This window comes from Hymenobacter aerophilus DSM 13606 (assembly GCF_000382225.1).
Classification (GTDB): Bacteria; Bacteroidota; Bacteroidia; order Cytophagales; family Hymenobacteraceae; genus Hymenobacter; species Hymenobacter aerophilus.
Genome location: NZ_KB907803.1, coordinates 122,632 through 142,981, shown reverse-complemented (window position 1 = coordinate 142,981; position 20,350 = coordinate 122,632). Strand labels below are relative to the sequence as shown.

21 protein-coding genes and 1 pseudogene are annotated in these 20,350 nt (G+C 61.5%); 13 read left to right on the top strand and 9 right to left on the bottom strand.

Features of this window, described 5'->3' with window-relative positions; genetic code table 11:
* Positions 1-178: 178 nt before the first annotated feature.
* Together H145_RS0104505 and H145_RS0104500 are read right to left on the bottom strand one after the other, a co-directional pair.
* Entirely contained in the window at positions 179-1,078 is a 900-nt protein-coding gene (locus H145_RS0104505) for a DUF3037 domain-containing protein (RefSeq protein WP_019946946.1), read from the bottom strand.
* Entirely contained in the window at positions 1,075-1,833 is a 759-nt protein-coding gene (locus tag H145_RS0104500) for a HipA family kinase (protein WP_019946945.1), read from the bottom strand. The genes H145_RS0104505 and H145_RS0104500 overlap by 4 nt, the downstream gene beginning before the upstream one ends.
* A 122-nt stretch (positions 1,834-1,955) precedes the next feature.
* Between H145_RS0104500 and H145_RS0104495 the strand changes: the two genes are divergently transcribed.
* Positions 1,956-2,990, top strand: coding sequence for a PDDEXK nuclease domain-containing protein (locus H145_RS0104495; protein ID WP_033425870.1), 1,035 nt, complete (start codon positions 1,956-1,958; stop codon positions 2,988-2,990).
* A gap of 108 nt (positions 2,991-3,098) precedes the next feature.
* Positions 3,099-6,281 carry a DUF3427 domain-containing protein gene (locus tag H145_RS0104490; protein ID WP_019946943.1) on the top strand — a complete coding sequence of 1,061 codons (3,183 nt, stop codon included), beginning with the start codon at positions 3,099-3,101 and terminating at the stop codon, positions 6,279-6,281.
* A 23-nt stretch (positions 6,282-6,304) separates the two neighbouring features.
* Here the strand turns inward: H145_RS0104490 and H145_RS0104485 are convergent, their stop codons facing one another.
* The 6 genes from H145_RS0104485 to H145_RS0104460 all read right to left on the bottom strand — a co-directional run bounded on the left by H145_RS0104485 (position 6,305) and on the right by H145_RS0104460 (position 9,106).
* Entirely contained in the window at positions 6,305-6,940 is a 636-nt protein-coding gene (locus tag H145_RS0104485; protein WP_019946942.1) for a PD-(D/E)XK nuclease-like domain-containing protein, read from the bottom strand.
* Positions 6,941-6,959: 19 nt separating this feature from the next.
* Positions 6,960-7,205, bottom strand: a complete 246-nt coding sequence (locus H145_RS0104480; RefSeq protein WP_019946941.1) for a hypothetical protein — start codon at positions 7,203-7,205, stop codon at positions 6,960-6,962.
* A gap of 66 nt (positions 7,206-7,271) precedes the next feature.
* Positions 7,272-7,976 carry a hypothetical protein gene (locus H145_RS0104475; protein WP_019946940.1) on the bottom strand — a complete coding sequence of 235 codons (705 nt, stop codon included), beginning with the start codon at positions 7,974-7,976 and terminating at the stop codon, positions 7,272-7,274.
* Between the two features lie 69 nt (positions 7,977-8,045).
* Positions 8,046-8,360 carry a DUF3846 domain-containing protein gene (locus tag H145_RS0104470; RefSeq protein ID WP_019946939.1) on the bottom strand — a complete coding sequence of 105 codons (315 nt, stop codon included), beginning with the start codon at positions 8,358-8,360 and terminating at the stop codon, positions 8,046-8,048.
* Between the two features lie 49 nt (positions 8,361-8,409).
* Positions 8,410-8,736, bottom strand: a complete 327-nt coding sequence (locus tag H145_RS0104465) for a hypothetical protein (protein WP_157541161.1) — start codon at positions 8,734-8,736, stop codon at positions 8,410-8,412.
* Complete coding sequence (locus H145_RS0104460; protein WP_019946937.1) at positions 8,729-9,106, bottom strand: hypothetical protein; 378 nt, start codon at positions 9,104-9,106, stop codon at positions 8,729-8,731. The genes H145_RS0104465 and H145_RS0104460 overlap by 8 nt, the downstream gene beginning before the upstream one ends.
* Positions 9,107-10,225: 1,119 nt before the next feature.
* Between H145_RS0104460 and H145_RS19970 the strand changes: the two genes are divergently transcribed.
* From H145_RS19970 to H145_RS23960, 10 genes and pseudogenes are all read left to right on the top strand, one after another.
* Positions 10,226-10,768: a M15 family metallopeptidase gene (locus H145_RS19970; protein WP_240471658.1), complete on the top strand. Its 543-nt coding sequence runs from the start codon at positions 10,226-10,228 to the stop codon at positions 10,766-10,768.
* Positions 10,755-11,198, top strand: coding sequence for a hypothetical protein (locus H145_RS0104445; protein WP_019946934.1), 444 nt, complete (start codon positions 10,755-10,757; stop codon positions 11,196-11,198). Before H145_RS19970 ends, H145_RS0104445 begins: the two co-directional genes overlap by 14 nt.
* Positions 11,199-11,347: 149 nt before the next feature.
* Entirely contained in the window at positions 11,348-11,584 is a 237-nt protein-coding gene (locus tag H145_RS24690) for a hypothetical protein (RefSeq protein WP_157541158.1), read from the top strand.
* Between the two features lie 24 nt (positions 11,585-11,608).
* Entirely contained in the window at positions 11,609-11,809 is a 201-nt protein-coding gene (locus H145_RS0104435) for a hypothetical protein (RefSeq protein ID WP_019946932.1), read from the top strand.
* 872 nt (positions 11,810-12,681) lie between these two features.
* Positions 12,682-14,364, top strand: a pseudogene (locus tag H145_RS25010) (FG-GAP-like repeat-containing protein); the annotation flags it as partial.
* A gap of 897 nt (positions 14,365-15,261) precedes the next feature.
* A complete protein-coding gene (locus H145_RS24685; RefSeq protein WP_240471657.1) occupies positions 15,262-16,305 on the top strand; it encodes a T9SS type A sorting domain-containing protein in 1,044 nt (347 codons plus the stop codon).
* An 88-nt stretch (positions 16,306-16,393) separates the two neighbouring features.
* Positions 16,394-16,585 carry a PID-CTERM protein-sorting domain-containing protein gene (locus H145_RS0104420; RefSeq protein ID WP_019946929.1) on the top strand — a complete coding sequence of 64 codons (192 nt, stop codon included), beginning with the start codon at positions 16,394-16,396 and terminating at the stop codon, positions 16,583-16,585.
* Positions 16,586-16,662: 77 nt separating this feature from the next.
* On the top strand, positions 16,663-17,223 hold the full coding sequence (gene xrtX / locus H145_RS19960; protein ID WP_019946928.1) for an exosortase X: 561 nt from the start codon (positions 16,663-16,665) through the stop codon (positions 17,221-17,223).
* 64 nt (positions 17,224-17,287) lie between these two features.
* Complete coding sequence (locus H145_RS0104410; RefSeq protein ID WP_019946927.1) at positions 17,288-17,725, top strand: XrtX-associated membrane protein; 438 nt, start codon at positions 17,288-17,290, stop codon at positions 17,723-17,725.
* Positions 17,726-18,305: 580 nt separating this feature from the next.
* Positions 18,306-18,464: a hypothetical protein gene (locus H145_RS23960; RefSeq protein ID WP_157541155.1), complete on the top strand. Its 159-nt coding sequence runs from the start codon at positions 18,306-18,308 to the stop codon at positions 18,462-18,464.
* A 197-nt stretch (positions 18,465-18,661) separates the two neighbouring features.
* Here H145_RS23960 and H145_RS0104400 read toward each other — a convergent pair whose 3' ends face one another.
* Positions 18,662-19,111 (bottom strand): LexA family protein, encoded by a 450-nt coding sequence (locus tag H145_RS0104400; RefSeq protein ID WP_019946925.1) that lies wholly within the window; start codon positions 19,109-19,111, stop codon positions 18,662-18,664.
* A gap of 249 nt (positions 19,112-19,360) precedes the next feature.
* Between H145_RS0104400 and H145_RS19955 the strand changes: the two genes are divergently transcribed.
* Positions 19,361-20,314 carry an HNH endonuclease gene (locus tag H145_RS19955; RefSeq protein WP_019946924.1) on the top strand — a complete coding sequence of 318 codons (954 nt, stop codon included), beginning with the start codon at positions 19,361-19,363 and terminating at the stop codon, positions 20,312-20,314.
* The last annotated feature ends 36 nt before the right edge of the window (positions 20,315-20,350 follow it).

Genomic DNA, 20,350 nt, shown 5'->3' with positions numbered 1-20,350 from the left:
CGATGCCGGTTCGGTACTGTAATCACACCTTCTGACTAAATACCGGAAAACCGTCCTCTGCTAATTCGGAGGGCGGTTTTTTTCGTAATCTGCCGTTGCAGGGCTTGATGGCGTTATCGGACAATTATCGCTTATCGCACGCCGCTACACAGGCACAAAAAAGCCCCGTTGAGCGGGGCTATTCTAAGGGTGTTTCGGCGTACAGATCTGTCGGGTCGGCGTGATAATGCTGGCGTAGGTAGCGGGCCGCATTATAGGAATACTCTTCGAGGCGGCGACCTTCCGTGATGAGCTGCTTGGGGGCAACGGTAGCGCTGAGAATCTCTACAGCCTTATCAAAGGCAGGCAGCAGCTTGCGGTTGGTAGGTGAAGCCAGCAGCAAATCGAAGCGGTAGTTACCTGCCTCGGCTACCGGGGTCAGCAGATGCAGCCAGCCGTGCGTGTAAATAGCTTTGCGGTTGACCTCGTCGGCGTCGGCCAAATCGAAGCTTACCGGCTTGATAAAGTTTTCGGTGCCATTCTTCCAGGCATAATCGAACCGCACCGTGGTAGCGGCGGCCTGCACCTCTACATTGCGGCGCAGCAGCTGGAACACCCCCGCATCGTGCGCTTCCAGGTGGCGGCGAAAGTTACTGAGCAGGAATGAGTCGCGCTTGTGCTGGCCGGCGCGGGGCGCGGGCTGGGTTTCGGCAAAGTAGAGCTCGTAATACTGGTCGGCTACCTGCTGAGGGTCATCATCGGCACAAACAACTGCCTTGGTAAGCGGGCCGAAGCGCAGCACCGTGGCATCGGCGGGCACCAGCTCGCGGGTGATAAAGGCGGTGTACTGCTCAGCGCTACGGGTGGGGCTTAACTCCGTGTTGGCGCGGGCCACGCGCTTACCGAAGCTATCGAGGTAGGTGAGCAGCTGCCGCTCCGAAAAAGACTGGTACAGGTTGCGCAGCCGCTTGAACTTGGCCGGAAAACGAAACTCCAGCCGGCCCTGCTCCGGGAAGCAGAGCAGGATGCCCACGTTCACCTCCTCCCCGAGAAAGGGAGAGTGCACGTATTTGAGCAGGTTGAAGTAAATCGTGTTCATACAAGGGTTTGGCGTAGCAGCGTCTGGAACTGACCGGCATTCGCCTTTTGGTAACGAAGGTAGTCCAGGAATAGGTCGAAGTCGGGCAACGAGCAATTCAGGTCGGCCAGCTGGTGGTGGTACGGCAGTAGCAAAGCGGGGTTGAGGCCGCGCAGGTACTCGGTGAAGGTATTGAAAGCAGCAGCGGTGGCGGCCGGCCCGCGGGCCTTCAGGGGAGCATAGAACAGATGCTGCTGGTACAAGTGTTCCCAATACCCGGCACTTAAATTACTGAGAGCCCGCGCAATGCCGGACAGGGACAGCTCGTGGTCAATCAGAACCGCCTCCTCGTCATTGGTCATGAGCAGGTTGGGCTTATTGGGGCGGCGGTCGGTATTGAGGATGAGGTTGTCGAAGCCATAGATGGTCTCCATGTCGTACTCCTCCAGCTTTTTCAGCGGCAGGGAGCGGGAATAGGCGTACGGCCCCTCTACCAGGCGGCAGCCGAACAACAAACCAGGGGCTGTTTCGGCCAGCTGCTGTTGTTGCGGCTCGTTGAGCGTATCCCGGAAAGCCGGAGAGAATTCTATCAGGGCCGGGTCGGGGCGGGGCAGGTCGAACATATCGGCCAGCACGGAGCCAAATACTTCGGCGGCGAGGTGCGGATGCTGGTCGAGGTGCGAGGCCTTGAACAGCTTGACCACGAATGGGCTCAGCTTGCCGCCAGGCCCTTCCTGCACCCGTACGGCCCACGGCCGGGTGCCCCCGCCGGGCATCAGACCATTAAAGGAAACCGCGGAATAGACAGGAAGCAAGGATGGCTCGTAGCTTTATGAGCCGGTAAGTTCGGAACAAAGCCGCAATCATACGGCCAGTACTCCCTTACTTTATTCGTCCCATGGCTATACTCCCGCTACCGTCTGACTATCCACAGTTCCTGGCGGAACTGAAGGGCCATATCCGCGCAACGCAGGTGCGGGCGGCGCTGGCCGTGAACTCGGAGCTGGTGCAACTGTACTGGCATATTGGCCGGCAGATTCTGCAGCGGCAGCAGCAGCAGGGCTGGGGCGCCAAGGTGATTGGGCAGCTGGCCCAGGACCTGCGGCAGGAGTTTCCGGAAGCGTCGGGGTTCTCACCCCGCAACCTCAAGTATATGCGGGCTTTTGCCGTAGCCTGGCCGGAGCTGGCAATTGTGCAGCAGGCTGCTGCACAAATTCCGTGGTTCCATAACTGCCTGTTGCTGGATAAGGTGAAAGACCCGGCCGAAAGGGCGTGGTACGTGCAGCAGACTATTGAAAACGGCTGGAGCCGCAACGTACTGGCCGTGCAGGTGGAAAGCGGCCTCTACCACCGGCAGGGACGGGCAGTAAGCAACTTCAGCCGCACGCTGCCCGCGCAGCAATCAGAGTTGGCACAGCAGATTTTGAAGGACCCGTACACGTTTGACTTCCTCTCGCTGGGGCCCGAGGCGCAGGAGCGAGACTTGGAGCGGGGCCTGCTCGCGCATGTACGCTCGTTTCTGCTGGAGTTGGGCAAGGGCTTCGCGCTAGTAGGCAGCCAATACCATTTGGAGGTCGGCGGGCAGGACTACTACTTAGACCTGGTATTCTATCACCTCAAGCTGCGGTGCTTTGTTATCATCGACCTGAAGATGGGCGAATTTAAGCCCGAGGACAGCGGCAAGATGAATTTCTACTTGTCGGCGGCCGATGAGCTGCTGCGCCACCCGACCGACCAGCCCACCATCGGGCTGGTATTGTGCAAGAGCCAGAACCGGGTGGTGGCTGAGTACGCACTACGCGGGCTGAGTCAGCCAATTGGCGTGGCCGAATGGCAGCTTACGCGGGCCCTGCCCGCCGAGCTGCGCCGAAGCCTGCCCACATCGGAAGAACTGGATGCGGCGCTTGGCGCGCCGGAGCTGCCAAAGGCCTAGCAGGACTTTTCGGGACTTTTTAGGAGTACAATAAGGGCTTATTGAAAATCAATTCATATTGCGCTGAGTGCGCGAATTTGCGCGCTCAGCTATTCTATCCATACTGTATTGAAAACCGGCCACTACGAAACCCTGGTTACGCAGCAGCTGCGCGGCCAGCTTGCTACGTTAGAAACGGCGGTTTACGCCATTGCGGAGAAGAAACTGGGGGCGGACGATGCCGCGGTGTTCATCACCCGGCACCTGACGCGGCTGCTGGGCAGCGTGCTGGGGCAGTTGGCCAAGAACGATGAAGTAGCGGAGCAGCTGACGCTGGCCAATGAAATCATTGCCCATCTGCAGGACAAGTCGGACGTGTTGGGGGCGGGCAGCGACCTGGCGCCGGAAGGGCAACTGCTACGGGCCGTGCTGCCACGGCTGCAATTGCCGCTAGCCGCGCAGCACGATTTGGGCAAGCACCTCGATGGAATGGAGCCGGCGCTGCGGTTTTCGCAAAGCGACCTGTTCAGCGGGGGCAACTCGGAGCTGTCGTTGGAAGCGGAGTTGAAGAAGGAAATTGCTTCGGCCGACCGCATCGACTTCATCGTGAGTTTTGTGAAGTGGAGCGGGCTGCGGTTGCTGCTGCCCGCGCTCCAGGCGTTTGCCGAGCAGGGCAAGCCGCTACGGCTGCTCACGACCACCTACATGGGGGCCACCGACCAGAAGGCGGTGGATGCGCTGGCCGCGCTGCCGGGGGCCGAACTGCGCATCAGCTACAACACCGCGCACGAGCGGCTACACGCCAAAGCCTACCTGTTCAGCCGCAACTCGGGCTTCGATACAGCCTACATCGGGTCGAGCAACATGAGCCGTTCGGCGCTTACCAGCGGGCTGGAGTGGAACGTGAAAGTGACGGCCCAGGACAATGCCGCCATTTTGAACAAGTTCCGGGGCACGTTTGAGACCTACTGGAACTCGCCGGAATTTGAGGAATACAGTAGTTTGCCCGAACAGCGCCTGAAGCTGGCCCGAGCCCTGCGCCAGGAAAATAGCGGCGCGGCGCAGGCCGATTCATTGCCCAACTTCCGCATTCGGCCGTTTCCGTACCAACAGGAAATTCTGGACCGGCTGGCGGTGGAGCGCAGCCTGCGGGGGCACTTCCGCAACCTGGTGGTGGCGGCGACGGGCACGGGCAAAACGGTGGTGTCGGCGTTTGACTACGCCCGGTTTGCCCGGCAGCTGGGCGGGCTGCCACGGCTGTTGTTTGTGGCGCACCGGGAGGAGATTCTGCGGCAGGCCCGGGCCACGTTCCGGCATATTCTGGGGGAGGCCAACTTCGGGGAGCTGTGGGTAGGCACGGAGCAGCCCGTGCAGTTCGAGCACCTGTTTGTATCGGTGCAGACCTTCGCTTCGCGGCTGGATTTCTTCCAGCAGACCATCCCGCGCGACTATTACCAGTACCTGGTGATTGACGAGGTGCACCATTTGGCGGCGGCTTCGTACCGGCCCATTCTGGCGTGGTTTGAGCCGACTATACTGCTGGGGCTGACGGCGACGCCGGAGCGGGCCGACGGGGAGAGCATCTTGCCGGATTTTGACAACACCATTGCGGCGGAAATCCGGCTGCCCGAAGCCATTGCGCGGGGGTTGCTGGTACCGTTTCAGTACTTCTGCATTACCGACCCCGTGGACTACCGCAACGTGCGGTGGACCAACGGGCGCTACGCCGCCGAGGACCTGACCAACGTGTACACCAGCAACGACGTGCGGGTGAGTGCCATTTTAGAGGCCCTGCAGCGCTATTTGCTGGCGCCCCAGCAGGCGCGGGCGCTGGGCTTCTGCGTCACGCGGGAGCACGCGCGGCTGATGGCGGCCAAGTTCCAGGCGGCGGGCCTGAAGGCCAGCTACCTGGCCAGCGGCGACACCACGGCCGAGCAGCGGCGGGCGGCGGTGGCGCAGCTACGGCGCGGGGAGCTCAACTACCTGTTCGTGGTGGACATTTTCAACGAGGGTGTTGATATTCCGGAGGTGGATACGCTGTTGTTTTTGCGGCCCACGGAAAGCCTGACGGTGTTTCTGCAGCAACTGGGCCGGGGGCTGCGCCTGCACGAAAGCAAGGAGTGCCTGACGGTGCTGGACTTCGTGGGCCAGGCCCGGCAGGAATACAGCTACGAGCAGAAGTTCCGGGCGCTGCTGGGCCGCACCGGCGGCTCGGTGCTGAGCGAGGCGGAGGCCGGCTTTCCGCGGCTGCCGGTGGGGTGCAGCATCCAGATGGAGCGCGAAGCCATGCGGTTCATTCTCGACAACATCAAGGCAGCTACCGGCGAGAGTGTGCGGGTGCTGGAGCGACGAATTCGCGGCTTCGCCCTGGAAAGCGCGCTGCCGCTTACGCTGGCCACCTTTTTAGCGCACACGCATTTTGCGTTGGTGGACATTTACCGCTCGCGCGGCGACCGGGGCTGGACGGCGCTCAAAGTGCGGGCCGGGGTGCTGGCTCCGCCGGAGCTGGCGGCCACGGAAAAGCAGCTGGTGGGCAGCGTGTGGCGGTTGGCGCAGACCAACGGGCCCGCTTTTCTGGCATTTGTGCGGCGGGTGTTTGAGGCAGCGGAAGAAGTACCGCAACTGCTGAGGCTCCCGTTAGGCCCGGAAATGGGGCTCATGTTGCATTACCTGCTCTACCAGAAGCCAGGGCCCAAGTTGGGGCTGGATTCGTTGCCAGACAGCCTAGCCACGCTGCGGGCCCTGCCGACCCTCACGGCGGAAGTGCTGGAGGTGGTGGACGTGTGCGAAGCGCAAATCAGCATTCCGCCTGTGGCGCTGGTCCTGCCCTACTCCTGCGCTCTACAGTTGCATAGCCGCTACAGCCGCGACGAAATCCTGTGCGCTTTCGGGGTGTGGACGTTCGAGCGTAATCCGTCGGTGCGCGAAGGGGTGTGTTATGTAGCGGCGCTGAACACGGAACTACTGTTTGTGACGCTCGAAAAGTCCAGCCGCAACTACTCGCCCACCACGCTCTACCACGACTATGCCATCAGCGACACGCTGTTTCATTGGGAGTCGCAGAACAGCACGGCGGAAGACACGCCCAAGGGCCGCAGCTACATTCAGCACCAGGCGCAAGGCAAAACCATTTTGCTGTTTGTGCGCGAGCGGAATCAGGACGCGGCGGGGCTAACCATGCCCTACGTGTTCCTGGGTCCCGTGCGGTACGTGAGCCACAAGGGCAACCGGCCAATGGCCATTACCTGGGAGTTGGCCACGCCGCTACCGGGTTTTCTGTGGCACGATGCGGGTAAGATGGCGGTAGGATGAGCCAATGCCTTCCTCCTTTTCAACTACCCACTGGTTGTATGGTGCCGGAGTAGGGCCGCGTACTTCTTACGGCCCTGCTCTATGAGGCCAGCTGTAGCCGTAGCGTCGAATACCCAGACCGCATGCGGCTCCTTCTTCTGCACGCCGATAATCAGGAAGCGGTCGGCCTGCAGGGCGTCGAGGTAGAAGGCGGCCTGGCGGTCGTAGTCGTACTGCTGGATGGTGGCCAAGAACTGGGCCTCGTCGCGGCAGCTGGTGGTTTTGAAGTCGATGAGGGTGAGGCGGCGGCCGGCGGGACTGCGCACGAGCAGGTCGGGGCGCACTTTCACCAGCAGGCCGGTTTCGGCGTGCACGGCGGTATGGGTGAGCTCAGGAGTACCACGGTAAAGCAGGTCGCGGCAGTAGCGCTGGCGGCGTACGCGGCGGGCCAGCTGCTCTAGCTGGGCCCAGGGGCACTTCTCTGGGGTGCGCTGGTAGGTGGCCGGCTCCAGGGTGGCGGCATGGAAGGCGGTGCCGTAGGCCAGGGCGGCGGGGTTGGGCATGCGCAGTTGGCCCAGAACCTGCGCTTTCAATTCGGACAGGTCGGTGTTGCTGACGGCTGGCAGGGCGCGGTGCTGCTTCTGGGTGAGGCTGGGGTAAGCTTGCAGATTATGGAACATGGTGGTAAATGAAATAGGGTTAGCGGATAATGGCCAGACGCTGTGAATCACTGACCCGATGCAGCCAGACGTGGGCGCCGCCACAGCCAACCAGGTAGGCGGGCCCGGGGAAGAGCCGGCGGACATCAGGGGCCAGGTCGCGCAGGTCGGGCCGGGGTCCGGCAGTGGCCAGCGCTTCGGTGAGTTGGGCCAGCAAGGCAGCCTCGGCTTCGTTATGGGGTGGCTGCTCGATGAGCAGCCGGGGTGGCTCGGTGGTGGTATCCATGATGGAAGTGAGAAAGTGGGTGGGTTGCCTGATAGCCCCCACGGCGGATGCCGCGGGGGCCGGGCACTAGGCGGCTTGAGGGAGGGCGGCGGGTTCGGGGCTGCCGGGGGTACTGTTGTCTGCCGCCGGCGTATCCCCGCCGGGTACGGCGTAGCCGTGCTGAATGCGCATATCAGCCGCGCCAGTGTAGGTTTCAGCCCGCCAGAGGGGGAAGTCCTGGGCGAAGTCACGGCGGGCGGTTATTTCGGCCAGCCCGGCGGGCTCATAGCTGAACTCGGCCAGGTAGTAGGTGGCCTTCTTGCCCTCCTTGGTCGTCTCCTTCTTCACGGCCCGCACATGGACAACTACATCGGCCAGCGTGAGCTCGTCGTAGAACAGCGGCTCAATCAGGCGGTACAGGTTCTCGACGCTGTAGCCGTGGAAGAGCACGGCGCATACGGCGCCCTTATCGTCGGCGTAGAAAAGCTCGGCCCACAGCTTGCGGCCCATATTGAGGATGTCGTCGGAGAAGATGCGCCAGGCCAGCGGAATGAAGCTGAGCGCGGGGCCCAGCTGGGTGAGGCCGTTGATGTTGAACTGGCCGGCCTTGGCGTCGAACCGAATCTGCCGGGGGTGGCCGGGCAGATAGCGGAAGCGGCTGGTTTCGGTCAGCTCGCCGGTGGCCTCGTCGAGCGTGGCCGTCAGGTAGGCGCGGCCCGGGGCCGGCGTGGTAGCAGCTACGGCGGTGGGCGTAACAGCGGGGGCTTTAGAGGATTTGGTGGCGGTTGCCATAACGAAGTGGGGTAAGAGGGTGAGAAAAAGCGGGGCCCGTTAGCGGCCGGCCCCTTCGCCGTAAGAGGGCTATTTGAACTGCTTGTCGTGACAGAGCAGGGCGCGGCCGACGATGGAATCCTGGCCGCGGGCGGCGGGCTGGTACTTGTACCATAGGTAGGTAGCTAGCAGGTTGAGGTAAGCCGGGTTGCGGAACTTGCCTTCCTCGTCGATGATGAGGATGAGCTCGTCTGAGAAGCGCACGACTTCGACGGTCCGGCAGTCGAGCAATTGGTATAGCTCGGCCAGCCGGAAGCTGCGGCCGTTGGCGGGGCTGGTGGGCTGGGGCGCGGCGCTGTGCGGGTCGAGCAGCTGGGGCTGGTAAGTGGTAGCGGTGGCAGGCATAGTACTGGGGAGTTAGGGCCCGCACCGCCGAGGGGGCGCGGGCCGGTGGCTACTGATTGAGAGTGGAGGCGGCGGCCAGTGCGGCACAGGCGGCCAGCAGCGGCTGCATAAAGGGCTCGGCGAATAGTGGCCGGGCATACAGGGCCTCGGCGCGGGCCTGCAGAGCCGCCAGCCTGTTAAGGAACTGCGCCTGCTGGTGGGCGGCCTCGCCGGTATGGTAGCGGGCCACGGCGGTTTGCTGGTAGCAGCTGCTGCCCGGCTCGCGCTGCTCGCGCACTACGGCCCAGCCGGGGGCCACGGCATACAGGGCCACGGCCCGGTAGTAGCAGCCCGCCCCCACCGGGGCGGGCGCTACGGAAGTAGGCAGGCTACGCACGGCGCAGGCCGGAAACGACGGGCCGGCGGCGGCGGGCGCGGGCGGCAAAGCCGGGCCGGGGCAGCGGGGCCCCGGAGAAGGCGGCGGCCGCTTTGCGGAGGGCCCGGGCGGCATGAACGACGACCAGCGCGGCCGTGAGACTGGGGTGGGGCTGGACCGCGGCGAAGGTGCGCACGGCGGCAGCTACGGCCTCGAAGGGGCACGAGGCCTGCGCGAGGTGGCAGACGGTGCCGACGTGGTAGGAAACGGAGTACTGGGTGCGGGCGTAGCCATCGGGGGCCTGATAGTGGCTGACGGTGGCGAAGTGCGCGGCGGCGGGGCCGGACCAGGCGGCAGCGGCGAGCTGCGAGAGTTGCAAAGCAGTGAACATGGCTGTAGTTGTTAGCCGTGGGTGCCCCGCGCCGTAGGCCTCCGGATAGGGCGGGCAGCCGGGCCTTTCCCGACTTACTACCCTAATATACTAACTAAATGATTATAAATCTAACAAAGAGTAACAAATGATTGTGCAAAATACGGGCATATAGCAGGCTGAACGCGGCTTGATAAAGTGCAATTAACAACACGGGCACAACCGGGCGGGGCCGACAGAACAAGACCTTAATGCCTTTTAAGCCGGGGTTTGGGGGCGGCCAGCCCCCGATGGACACCCGGCGGAGCCGGCCTTATGAGGGGGTAGCGGCCGACCAGCGGGAGGTGGCGGAGCCCGAGGTTGATGACCGGGCGTCAGCCGGGGCATGGTGGCGGGGGTTTGGGGTACTCCCCAATGAGACTATCCGCGAAGCGGGCCTTATTATTTGGCCTGCGTGGCCTGAACGCAGACTTTGCTGGCAGGGGGCAGGCTTTTTGGGCCTGTGGCCTGCGGCCGCTAACAGGGGGTGCGGACGGGTGGCGCGGGGCCTTTTGGGGGCCCGGGCGGCCCGGTAGCGGTGCGGTGGGTGGGCGTTGGGGTGTTTCGGGGGGTGCTGGAGGGACTGAAGAGTCGGTGCGGTGGGGAGAGGGGCGGGCCGACGCGGCAATGAGCGGAATGACCAGAGCAGAGCAAGCGGAGGGCATGAGGAGCGCAGGCACGAAGCGACGAATGGCCATAGCGCCGCGTTGCGGCGGGAGAGCAGGGAATGAAAGCGGCGGCCGGGACCGGAGCGGCTGGCCGGGGTGGGGCCAGCGCGCTGCCTGGCGGGGGTGGGGTTTGTGGGTGGCAGGCCAGGCTGCGCGCCGGCGGTGCGGTGGGCGGGCGTCAGGGCTGGAGTGGGGGAGCTTCACCCAGTGGAAACCGAATCGGGGTAGCGGGTGCCGCAACAGGGATAGTAGCCAAGCCGACCGCAGGGGGGCTGCCCGCAGGGCCGGAGCGAAGCGGAGTGGCGGATAGCCCGGCCCGAAGGGGTTGCCCAAAATAATTCAATCAGTCTGCATTGTTGGGCCATTGGAATATGTTGCAAATTGTAACGTAAATTAGCATCGAGGCTAAACATTGTAACAAAGCACTACTGCCATGACCAGTACCAGCAACATCGGAACATCAGACCACCTTTTAGTCCCGGCTGCTTCGGGGGTAGTGGCCGGGCGGCAGCGGATGGTTCCGGTGCTGAGCGCGGCGCAGGAGCGTCGGCAGGCGGTCCGGCTGGGGCAGGCGGTGCCGTGCCTGGCCGCGGCCTACGCGCAGGCGCTGGCCCGGTGGCTGGGCGACCCGGTGCTGCGGCTGGCGGGGCGGCCCATCATTACGGAGTGCTACCGGAGTCCGGAGCGGCAAAACGAGCTGTACCGGCAGGGGCGCGGCAAGGCGGGGCCAGTGGTGACCTACAAGCGGGGCGGGGAGTCGAAGCACAACCTGGGCCCTCCTACCCCGGCGCTGGACGTGGCGTTTCAGCTGGCTGACGGGTCGGTGTCGTGGTCGGGGCTGCTGCTGAGCAAGTTTGCCCGGCTGATGAAGTACGCCGACGCCCGGGTGGTGTGGGGCGGCGACTGGCCCTCCTTTAAAGACCGGCCGCACTTTGAGGTACTGACGGGGTGGAAAGGAGGTGATGGACGTGGATAATCTGCTCGACAACTGGGGCGTGGTGACGTCGGTGGTGGGCGGGGCGGTGGCGGTGCTGCTGTATTTCGTGAAGAACTGGCGGGCGGTGGAGGAGCTGAAGGTGGCGTGCCAGAAGCAGGAACAGCAGGCGGCGGCGCTGGCGGTGAAGGTGGACGACTACCACATTTCGGCGGTGGCGCGGGAAGGTAAGCTGCGCGAGGAAATGAAGCTGCAGGCCGAGCAGGTGCGCAACGAGGGTCTGCAGCAGCGGGCCGAGCTGCGGCGGGAGATGAGCGACCTGGTGCTCAAGCTAACCGAGCGGCTGGCCCACATCGACAAGACCATGGCCCTGGTGGAGGAGCGCACCAAGGTGCTGACCGAGGCCAGCAAGGAGCAGGATTCGCGCAACCAGTGGGCGGACCGGATTCTGGCCCGGCTGGACAAGGAATGAGTTGTCGGGGGGTAGTTGGCAGTTGTCAGTGGCTGCTTTCCCGACGGATACTAACAACTGACAACTATTCACTAACAACTACTACCATGAACCAGAAACTGACAGTGCTTGACCGGGTGACGTTGCCGACGCCCCGGTTCTTTCGGAAGGTGCGCACGATTGGAGCCGCCTTGGCGGCCATCGGCGGCATCATTGCCACGGCCCCGGTGGCGTTGCCGGCGGCGCTCGTGACGCTGGGCGGCTACCTGGTGCTGGCCGGCTCGGTGGCCGCGGCGGTGTCGTCGGCGGCGGTGGACCCGAACGGGGACCTGCGGCGGGTGGCAGATGAGCCGGCGGCGGCTGACCGACAGCGGGTGGTGGAGCGCGGGGACGCGGCTTCACTTTGATGTTTCACTTACACTTTTAGGCAGATGGCAACCAACCCTCCTACCGGCGACAACGCCCGCAAAGGGGCCGTTCGTAAACGGTCGCAGACTTTCAATCCGGTTGCCAAGCAGTTCGTGAAGCGCGATGCGGAGACGGGGCGCTTTATGGATGTGAAGGAAGATGGCAAGCCCTTCAAGGGGGTGCGGCGCGAAAGGAAGCGCAAGCCGCCGGAGCCGGGCGCGTGAGCCCGGCGATGCGAAATGGCAACGGCCACCCGATTGGGTGGCCGTTGTTATTGCGGGTAATTAGAAGCATAGTGCTCCGTAGGTGAGGGCCCCACATGACTGGCTTAGCAAAAAATAGTAGAACATGCCGGGCACCGGTTGGGGCGTACTCACCCAATGAGTTACTCATTTACCTATCTAAGAGAACTTTGCGAAAACAGCCGGGCTATGCACTTTCATGCCGTTAGAGCCGAGACAAGTAGCGCCTGATACTTCAAAACAGGTATTTGTACTCAAGTAGTTTGAAACGTACATAGTTATGGCTTACTTTTGAGCCCCTTATTGCCCGGCTGCCCACCGGGCTTTTATTTTTTCGGGCCAACCCTATTCATCTCCCCTCTTTCGCGCTGCTCACGGCTACCCTTGCTCATTGCTGGCAGGGGGTGCCGTAGGCAACGGCCGGCCACCAGCTTGCCCAACGCCTGAACTCCTCTTTGTCACATAATATTGCTTGCATGAGAAAGCCTTACTATTATCTATCAATTGGCTGGCCTGTTGCCAACCGCCGCTGTTAGCGCTGGTAGCACTGCCGCTAACGGGCCATGCTCAAACGCTGGCCCCCACGTTTGCTCTGCAGCCCGGCTCACTCAGCACTGAGGGCAACACCCAATCCGTGGCCCTAGGCGATGTAAATAGCGATGTAGTAGCGGGCTCCTTCTCCGGCCCAGATGCCTCAGCGGCGGCCAGGCCGGAGGCGGAAGGATGCTTTTGACCAATAGTATTCGGTCTTGAGCCACCGTTCACCTCACTGATTCAAAACTTACCTTTTCAATCATTTACCTTCTTTCAAGGTCAGCACACGCTAGACCTTCCACCCTTAACATCTCAAATTTGTGTCAACTTTTACTTCTGGCGCCTTTCTACGAAAGCTAGGGCAAACTTTACGGTTGCTTTTGCTATCAATTACAATTGCATTACCAACTCACGGGCAGTTCCTGTCTGGTACGGGCAAAGGTTACTTTACTGGCGGATCCGAAGTTGTCGTTCCCAATGGACCAGTTAGTCTTGCAACGGCTGACGTCGACGGAGATGGCGATCTGGACTTTCTAACATCGAACTTTGATAACGGTAATCCATATGGTAACACTATCGCAGTATATCTCAATAATGGTAACGGAGTGTTTGCCTTTAGCTCTATTATTTCGTTGAGTGGCACTTCGTTGAGCATTACAACAGCGGACGTCGATGGAGATGGTGACATGGATGTACTGGCCACTATCTCCAACACCAACACAGTTGTAGTACGACTGAATGACGGTACTGGTGCTTTTAGCGGGGGAGCTGATGTGAGTGTAGGAAATAATCCACGCGGTATTACTACTGCAGATGTGGACGGAGATGGAGACTTGGACTTTCTTACCGCCAATCAAAACCAAGTCAACAGTTACGGTTCAGTCAGCATACGCCTGAATAATGGTCATGGTGTCTTTACTGGCGGCAGTGAGGTGCTGGCAGGTAATTATGCGCACACCATAACCACAGCTGACGTTGATGGCGACGGAGACCTGGATGTTCTTACAGGTAATCTGAATGGGCGTTCGGTCAGCATTCGTTTGAACAACGGTCAAGGAGTTTTTTCGGATGGCTCTGAAGTCAGCCTGGGAACGGCAGTCTATAACGTAACAACAGCTGACATTGACGGAGACGGCGATCAAGACTTGGTCACAATTAGCTCTCTTACCAATTACTACACTGGTGAAGTCAATGTTCGTTTCAACAATGGAAAAGGCATTTTTTCAGGAGGCTCTGACATTACAATGGGTAGCTCACCCCGCTGCGTACGGGCAATAGATGTAGATAGCGACGGAGATATGGACCTCCTTGCCAGTAACTATGATAGCAACTCAGTGAGCGTGCGTTTCAATGACGGCACTGGGTCATTTTCCGGGGGGGCAGAAGTGGCCGTAGGAGCAAATCCGCAAGGCCTAATACTAGCCGACGTCGATGGTGACGGAGACGTGGATTTTCTGGTGGCTAACTATGGCAATGGTAAAGGCACTACAGTTAGTGTACGCTTGAACCAGCCGTCAGTACTAGATATTACCTCTTTTACGCCTGCCGTCGGACCAGTAGGAACGCTGGTTACATTGGAGGGCAAAGGCTTTACGGGCGCAAACGCGGTTACCTTTAATGGCACAATAGCCAGTACCTTCAGCGTTATTTCCGACACCAGAATAACTGTTTTAGTACCAACTGGAGCAACCACTGGTCCTATTTCCGTGGCTACCCCCAGTGGTAAGGCTACTAGTACCAGTGCATTCACGGTAGCAACTGTGCCAACCGTTACCATCAGTAGCTCTGCTCAAGGTACCCCTACCTCTACTACTCCCATACCTATATCGGTTACTTTTAGTGAGCCCGTCACAGGCTTTACAATTGACGATGTGACTTTAAGCAGTGGAACTGCCTCTAACCTCTCCGGTACTGGTGCTACTTACGCCTTTGTAATTTCGCCAGCTAAGGATGGTGTTATTACCGTCAGTATTGCGCCAAGTGTTGCTAACAACACTTCGGGAATTGGAAATGCCGCCGCTACTCCATTTACCATTGACTACGATGCTACTATCTACTGGACAGGAGCTGTAAGCAGCGCTTGGGCTGATCCCAGGAACTGGCGAAGTGGAGCGATTCCGACAGCTAAGGATCGAGTATTTGTAGGGAGCAATCTTCCCTCACCTGTTATATCGGGTGCCCAATCTGCGGGATTACTTTCGCTCGGTGGATTGCTCGTTATTGCTGATGGAGGAGCGTTGAGTCTTCACCGAAGTGTTGATGGTCATGCGTTGATTAATCTTAGTGGCAAGATCACTACTCCGGATGGCAGTCTCGGTACAGGCGAGTTACGCTTTGTTGGACCTGACCACCAAATTATGACGGACGCCACTATGCCTCCTAATATTGTACCCAATCTGTATGTTGGTTCCGCAGGTCTATCTGTAATAACCTCACACCTGCAAGTCAAAGGTGTCCTCACTCTCGCTGGAGATTTAACGACTGATATCAAACCCTTCACTTTATCTTCAAACGCACAGGGTACGGCTATTGTAGTCAACGTTGGGGGTGAAGTTAAAAGTCCTGTTACGGTAGAACGTTACATTAATCCCAGCCTGAATAGTGGATTTGGTTATAGGCACTATGCAGCCCCTATTAGTAATGCCACGGTTAGCTCCCTCACGACAGCCGGTTTTACGCCAGCAGTTAACCCTGCTTATAACACGGCTTCTGATCCGGGCAGCGTGACGCCTTTCCCTACCGTATACGGCTATAATGAAGCTCGCATCGTGGGTACTTCAACCACGACACAGGCCTTCGAATTCGGCTATTTTTCGCCTACCTCATTGGGTGAACAGATTGCCCTCGGCCGCGGCTATACTGTAAACCTCAGCGCCAACGAAACAGTTGGCCTGACTGGAATGCTTAACAACGGCGTTATATCGGTAGGTGCGCTTTCGTACGGCGCTCAACCTAACTCAGGATGGCACCTATTAGGTAACCCCTATCCCGCCCCACTCGACTGGAACCAGGCCCGCACCGGCCTGCCTGCTGGCGTGATTGATGCCGTGTACGTCTACAAGTCTAGCAGCCAGTACGCCGGTACCTACCAGTTCTACCAGAACGGTTTCGGCACGCTGCCCGGCGGACTCATTCCGGCCATGCAGGGCTTCTTCCTGCGCGTGAGCCAGAACGTGCCCAGCTTCAGCTTCCAGAACAGCTGGCGGGTAACGGGCTACCAGAACCCGACCTTCAACCGCCCGACGGCCGACACCCGGCCCGCCGTGCAGCTGGATTTGGTGGATGCAAAGGGCACACGCGAGCCGGCCTTCCTCTACTTTGAAGCCGGCGCCACGCCCGGCCGCGACGACCACTACGATGCCGAGAAGCTGCCCAACACCACGGGCCTGAACCTGGCCTCGGTAGCCACGACCGGCGAGGCACTGGCTGTGAATGGCCTGCCCGCGCTGGGCAGTGAAGTGGTTGTCGTACCGCTGACCGTGGACGTGCCCCAGGCCGGGCGCTTCGCCCTGGCGGCCGCCAGCCTGGCCAACCTGCCGGCTTCCACCCTGGTGGAGCTGGTAGACAACCAGACCGGCACGCGCCACGACCTGCGCCAGCTGCCGGCCGCTGGTTATGCCTTCACGGCTGACAGCCGCCGTGTGGCCGGCCGCTTCGTGCTCAACCTGCGCCCCGGCACCGTTACGGCCACGGGCCCGGCTGCCTTGGCCGCCCAGGTGCGGGCCTATCCTAACCCGGCCCAGGGCCAGCTGACTATCAGCCGCCCGGCGGGCGGGCCGGCCTCGGCCGTGCTGCTCAACGCCATCGGCCAGCAGCTGCGCACGGTGGCGCTACCTACTACCGAAACTACGGTTAGCCTCCAGGGCCTGCCTACCGGTGTATACGCCCTGCGCGTGACGCTGGCCGGGGGTCAGACCGTGGTGCAGCGCGTAGTAGTACAGTAGTCGGCTCCTTCTTCGGCCCGGGCGCCCCAGCGGTGGCCGGGCCGGAGGCAGGTCTTCCTCTCATTTTCATCTGACATCCATTCCGACTATGCGCTTCTTTTTTCTTGTTTTGCCCCTGCTGCTGGTGAGCTCCGCGCTGCTGGCCCAGGGTCCGGGGCCAGGCGGGCCGGTTCCTAACCAGCCCACGGCCGTACCCATTGACGGTGGGGCAGGACTGCTGCTGGCCGCCGGGGCCGCCTACGGCCTCAAGCGCCTGCGCCAGCACCGGGCCCGGAAATAGCACCTTCCTTATCTTTACTCTCCGGGCCGATGCCAACGCATCGGCCCGGCGTGTTTACTCCTTTTCTGCACAACTGCATGCTTGCTTCTGCTATTATCCATTCGGCCCGGCAGTGGCTGGCGGACCGGCCCCAGGTGCGGTTTCTGCTACTGGCTGCTGGCTTTTACCTGCTCTGGGTGCTGGGCTACGAGCACGGGCTAGAGCGCGCCGGCCGCCTTGACGACGCCCTCTCGCGCAATCTGGCCGTTGTGGCGGCCGGCCTGTTGCGGGTGGTCGGCATAGCCGCCGGAACTGACCCGGCCGGGCCGACTACCGTGACCATGTTCGGGCAGGCGGCCGTGTACGTGGGCAACCCCTGCAACGGGTTGGTGCTCTACGCCCTGTTTGCCGGCTTCGTGCTGGCGTATCCGGGCAGCGGGCGGCGGCGGCTGTGGTTTATTCCGCTGGGCCTGGCGGCCATCTACGCTATTAACGTGTTGCGCATTGCCCTGCTGGCCATCAACCACACCTACTGGTACCACACGGTAGAGTTCAACCACCACTATACCTTCACCTTCGTGGCCTACGGGGCCATCCTGGTGCTGTGGCACCAGTGGGTGCGCCCCCACGCCCTGCCCGCCACCGTAGCCCATGGGTAGGATGAGGCAGGAAAGCCCACCACCGGCCCCCTTGGTCCCGAACAAGCTTAGCCCGGGGCGGCTCATGGTGGCCCTGGCATTGGGGCTGGTGCTGTTTGGGCTGGGGCAGTTTGATGAGCCCGTGTTTACCGTCCTCACCCGCGGCTGGCAGGCCGTGGTTGGCGGGCTGGGGCCGACGGCGCAACGGCTGGTGCAGCCTTCGGGCCTGAGTACCCACGGCGTAATAGTGGGCCTTACCTACCGCCTGCTGTATATGCTGGTGAGCATCGCATTGCTGCACGTACTGCTGCGGGGCCGCCATACCCGCGCTATTGTGCTGGGCTATGCGCTGGCTTTTGGCTTAAGCCTGGCGCTGCTGCTGCTTGGGCAGCGCGGCGGCGTGGAATGGGCCGCGGTACAGGGACACCGCCTGATGGACTTAATCAGCGCGCCGCTGGCCCTGCTGCTGCTCTACGGGTTAGTGCTGCTACGGCGGGCCCGGCCAGTGGGGGGACCGGGTTAAATGGGCTCGCATCTACCCGGATTGCCTGCGGGTAACGCCGCCCGCCAGGTTTGCCCAGCTGATGAAGGCGGCCGATGCGCAGGTGTACTGGGATGGCAACTGCCTGAAGCTCCGGGAGTAGCCGCACTTTTAAGGTGTAGTCATTGTGCTTAGCCGTTAGCTTTTAGCTGATAGCTTTTGTTCTGCCAAGCCAGGATGTAGGGCTAAAGTCCTGGTCGCTTAATTTCCGAATAAGCACTTACTTGCTGGCCCGGCACGGCAGCGGGGGCTGCCGCTATGCCCCGTTGCCGGCTGCCCTCCTGCCCGTTACCAAGCACCTATGGCCCGTACCCGCATCCTTTCTACCGGTACTGCCCAGGGGCCGAAAATAGTTCTGACACTACGCTGCGCCAAGGAGCAGGTTGAGACTCCGCACTGGGCGGGGCGGGTAACGAGGCAGGATGCCTCAGGCATCAGGCTGGAAGTGCGGTGCCGCCGGTGCGGCGCCACGGCCGAACACCTGCTATCCCAGCTGCCGGAGGGTCACCAGGTGTATCAGGTGCGCGTTACCGGGGAAGACGGGCCGCACCTGCCGGCAGAAATGCGGCCCCTCCCCTACCTGGAGGAGTCATTGTGCGTGTTGGCCACCTCCGCACAGGATGCGCACGAGCGGGCAGAGTTTGCCCATTCGCTGCCGCTGGCTGGCCACCTCACCAAGTATTATATCGATGGGGAGCTGCATCTGAATGAGCGGTTCTGAGCGTTGAGCCCGGATGGCCGGACCGACTGCTTACTTTCTGCTGCCGGTGCTTGTTGAAACCCGGTAAGTTCTGATGCAGCTGGTGGATGGATACGAGGCCCTGGACGGCGAAGCAACTCATTTCTGAAAGTTGTTAAAAATAACATCTTTTGGAAACGAAGTACCGCCCTGGCCCTAGCTACGGGTGTGGCGGCCAGTTAGCGGAACCGGCCGCGCTGCATCCGGCTGATGACGTGGGTAACGACGCCCCAGACCTGGAACCGGTCGCCGAGCAGGCTGGTGTCGATGGGGTTGTGGGCGGGGTTGTCGGGGACGAGCCAGTAGCCGCCGGCGCGCTTTTCGAGCCGCTTGACGGTGAACTCCTCGTCGATGGCCGCCACTACGATGTCGCCCGGCTCGGGGGTGAGGGAGCAGTCGACGGCCATCAGCGCGCCGTCGGGAATGTGCGAGGGGGCGCCGTCCATGCTGGTGCCCTGCACCCGGACCAGGTAGGTGCAGTCGGGGTGGGGTATGAGCAAGTGGTTGAGGTCGATTTTGGTGTTGGGGGAGTTGTCGGCCAGGCTGGGGTAGCCGGCCGGAACGGGGGTTTCGCACTGGGTGAGCCACAGGGGCTCCTGAATAACCTGGAGGATTTCAACGGTTGTCATAGCGCTATCAGTGAGAATGAACGGGTTGTTACAACGGCAATAATACTAATAATGTTAGGCATTTAAAGCCAATCTTGTTAGCTGCTAATATTTCTGGAAGCAGGAAGTGTGCTTTATCATGAATGGCAGGGCTTTTCACTGAATTGGCGGCCTTAAGTCGGGATACTTGCTATCCGGTGGTAGTATTGCAGCGTATTGCCGGGGCGCACCACTGGCCCGGTACTGTACCCTCATCTGTCTTCTGCTGACTTGACTACCCTGTCCCGCTATCTGGCCCGGCTTACGAAGCTACGGCTGTATGTACACCCGGAAACGAAGCTGGCGGCTCCCTACAAGCCGGCCCTGCTGCTGGCGGTGCTCGAAGGCTTGGAGGAGGGCACGATTCGGGACAACTGCATTGCCATCACGCCGGAGTTGATTACGGGCTTCAAGGCCTACTGCCAGTTGCTGAGTCCGGGGCCGGAATACGGGGCCAGTCCATTCCAGCTACCGTTTTTCCACTTGCGGAGTGAGAAGTTCTGGCACCTGCACGCCCGGCCGGGTCAGGAACTGGTGCTGACTTCTTCCAAGTCGGTGCGAAGCTTCGGACACCTGCGCGACGTCATTGCGCACGCCTCGCTCGACCCGGCGCTGTGGGAGCTGCTGTTGCAGCCGGTGGCCCGCGAGGAAGTCCGGCAGGCGCTGCTGGGGCGCTACTTCCCGCTGACGCGCCACTACTTCCGGCCGCGGGCGGGCCTGGAGCGGCTCGATGAGTTGGGCCGGCAAATGCTGGAGGAGCCGGCGGCGGTATACAACCGGGCGGTGGATGTGGCTGACGAAACGGTACTGGCCGAGCGGAGCGGCGTGTTCGTGCGCGAGGTGCTGCGGGCCTACCAGTCGACCTGCGCCGTATCTGGGCTGCAGTTGGTGAGCACCACCGGAACTGCGCCCCTGCTGGACGCCTGCCACATCGTACCGTGGTCGGTGAGCCGGGATGATACCATCGGGAATGGGCTGGCGCTGTGCCCCAACCTGCACCGGGCCTTTGACCGGCACCTGTTCTGGATTGATGCCGATTACCGCGTACGGATGGCCGAGGGGTTCGGGGAGCTAGGCGGGCACGACTATGGGGTGCAGCGCTTCAATGGGCAGCCGCTGCGGCTGCCGAAGGTGCGGGCGTGGTGGCCGCGGGTGGAGAATCTGGCGGCACAGCGTAGCGGATAGCAGCGCATGGTAGCGGATAGCAGCGGATAGCAGCCG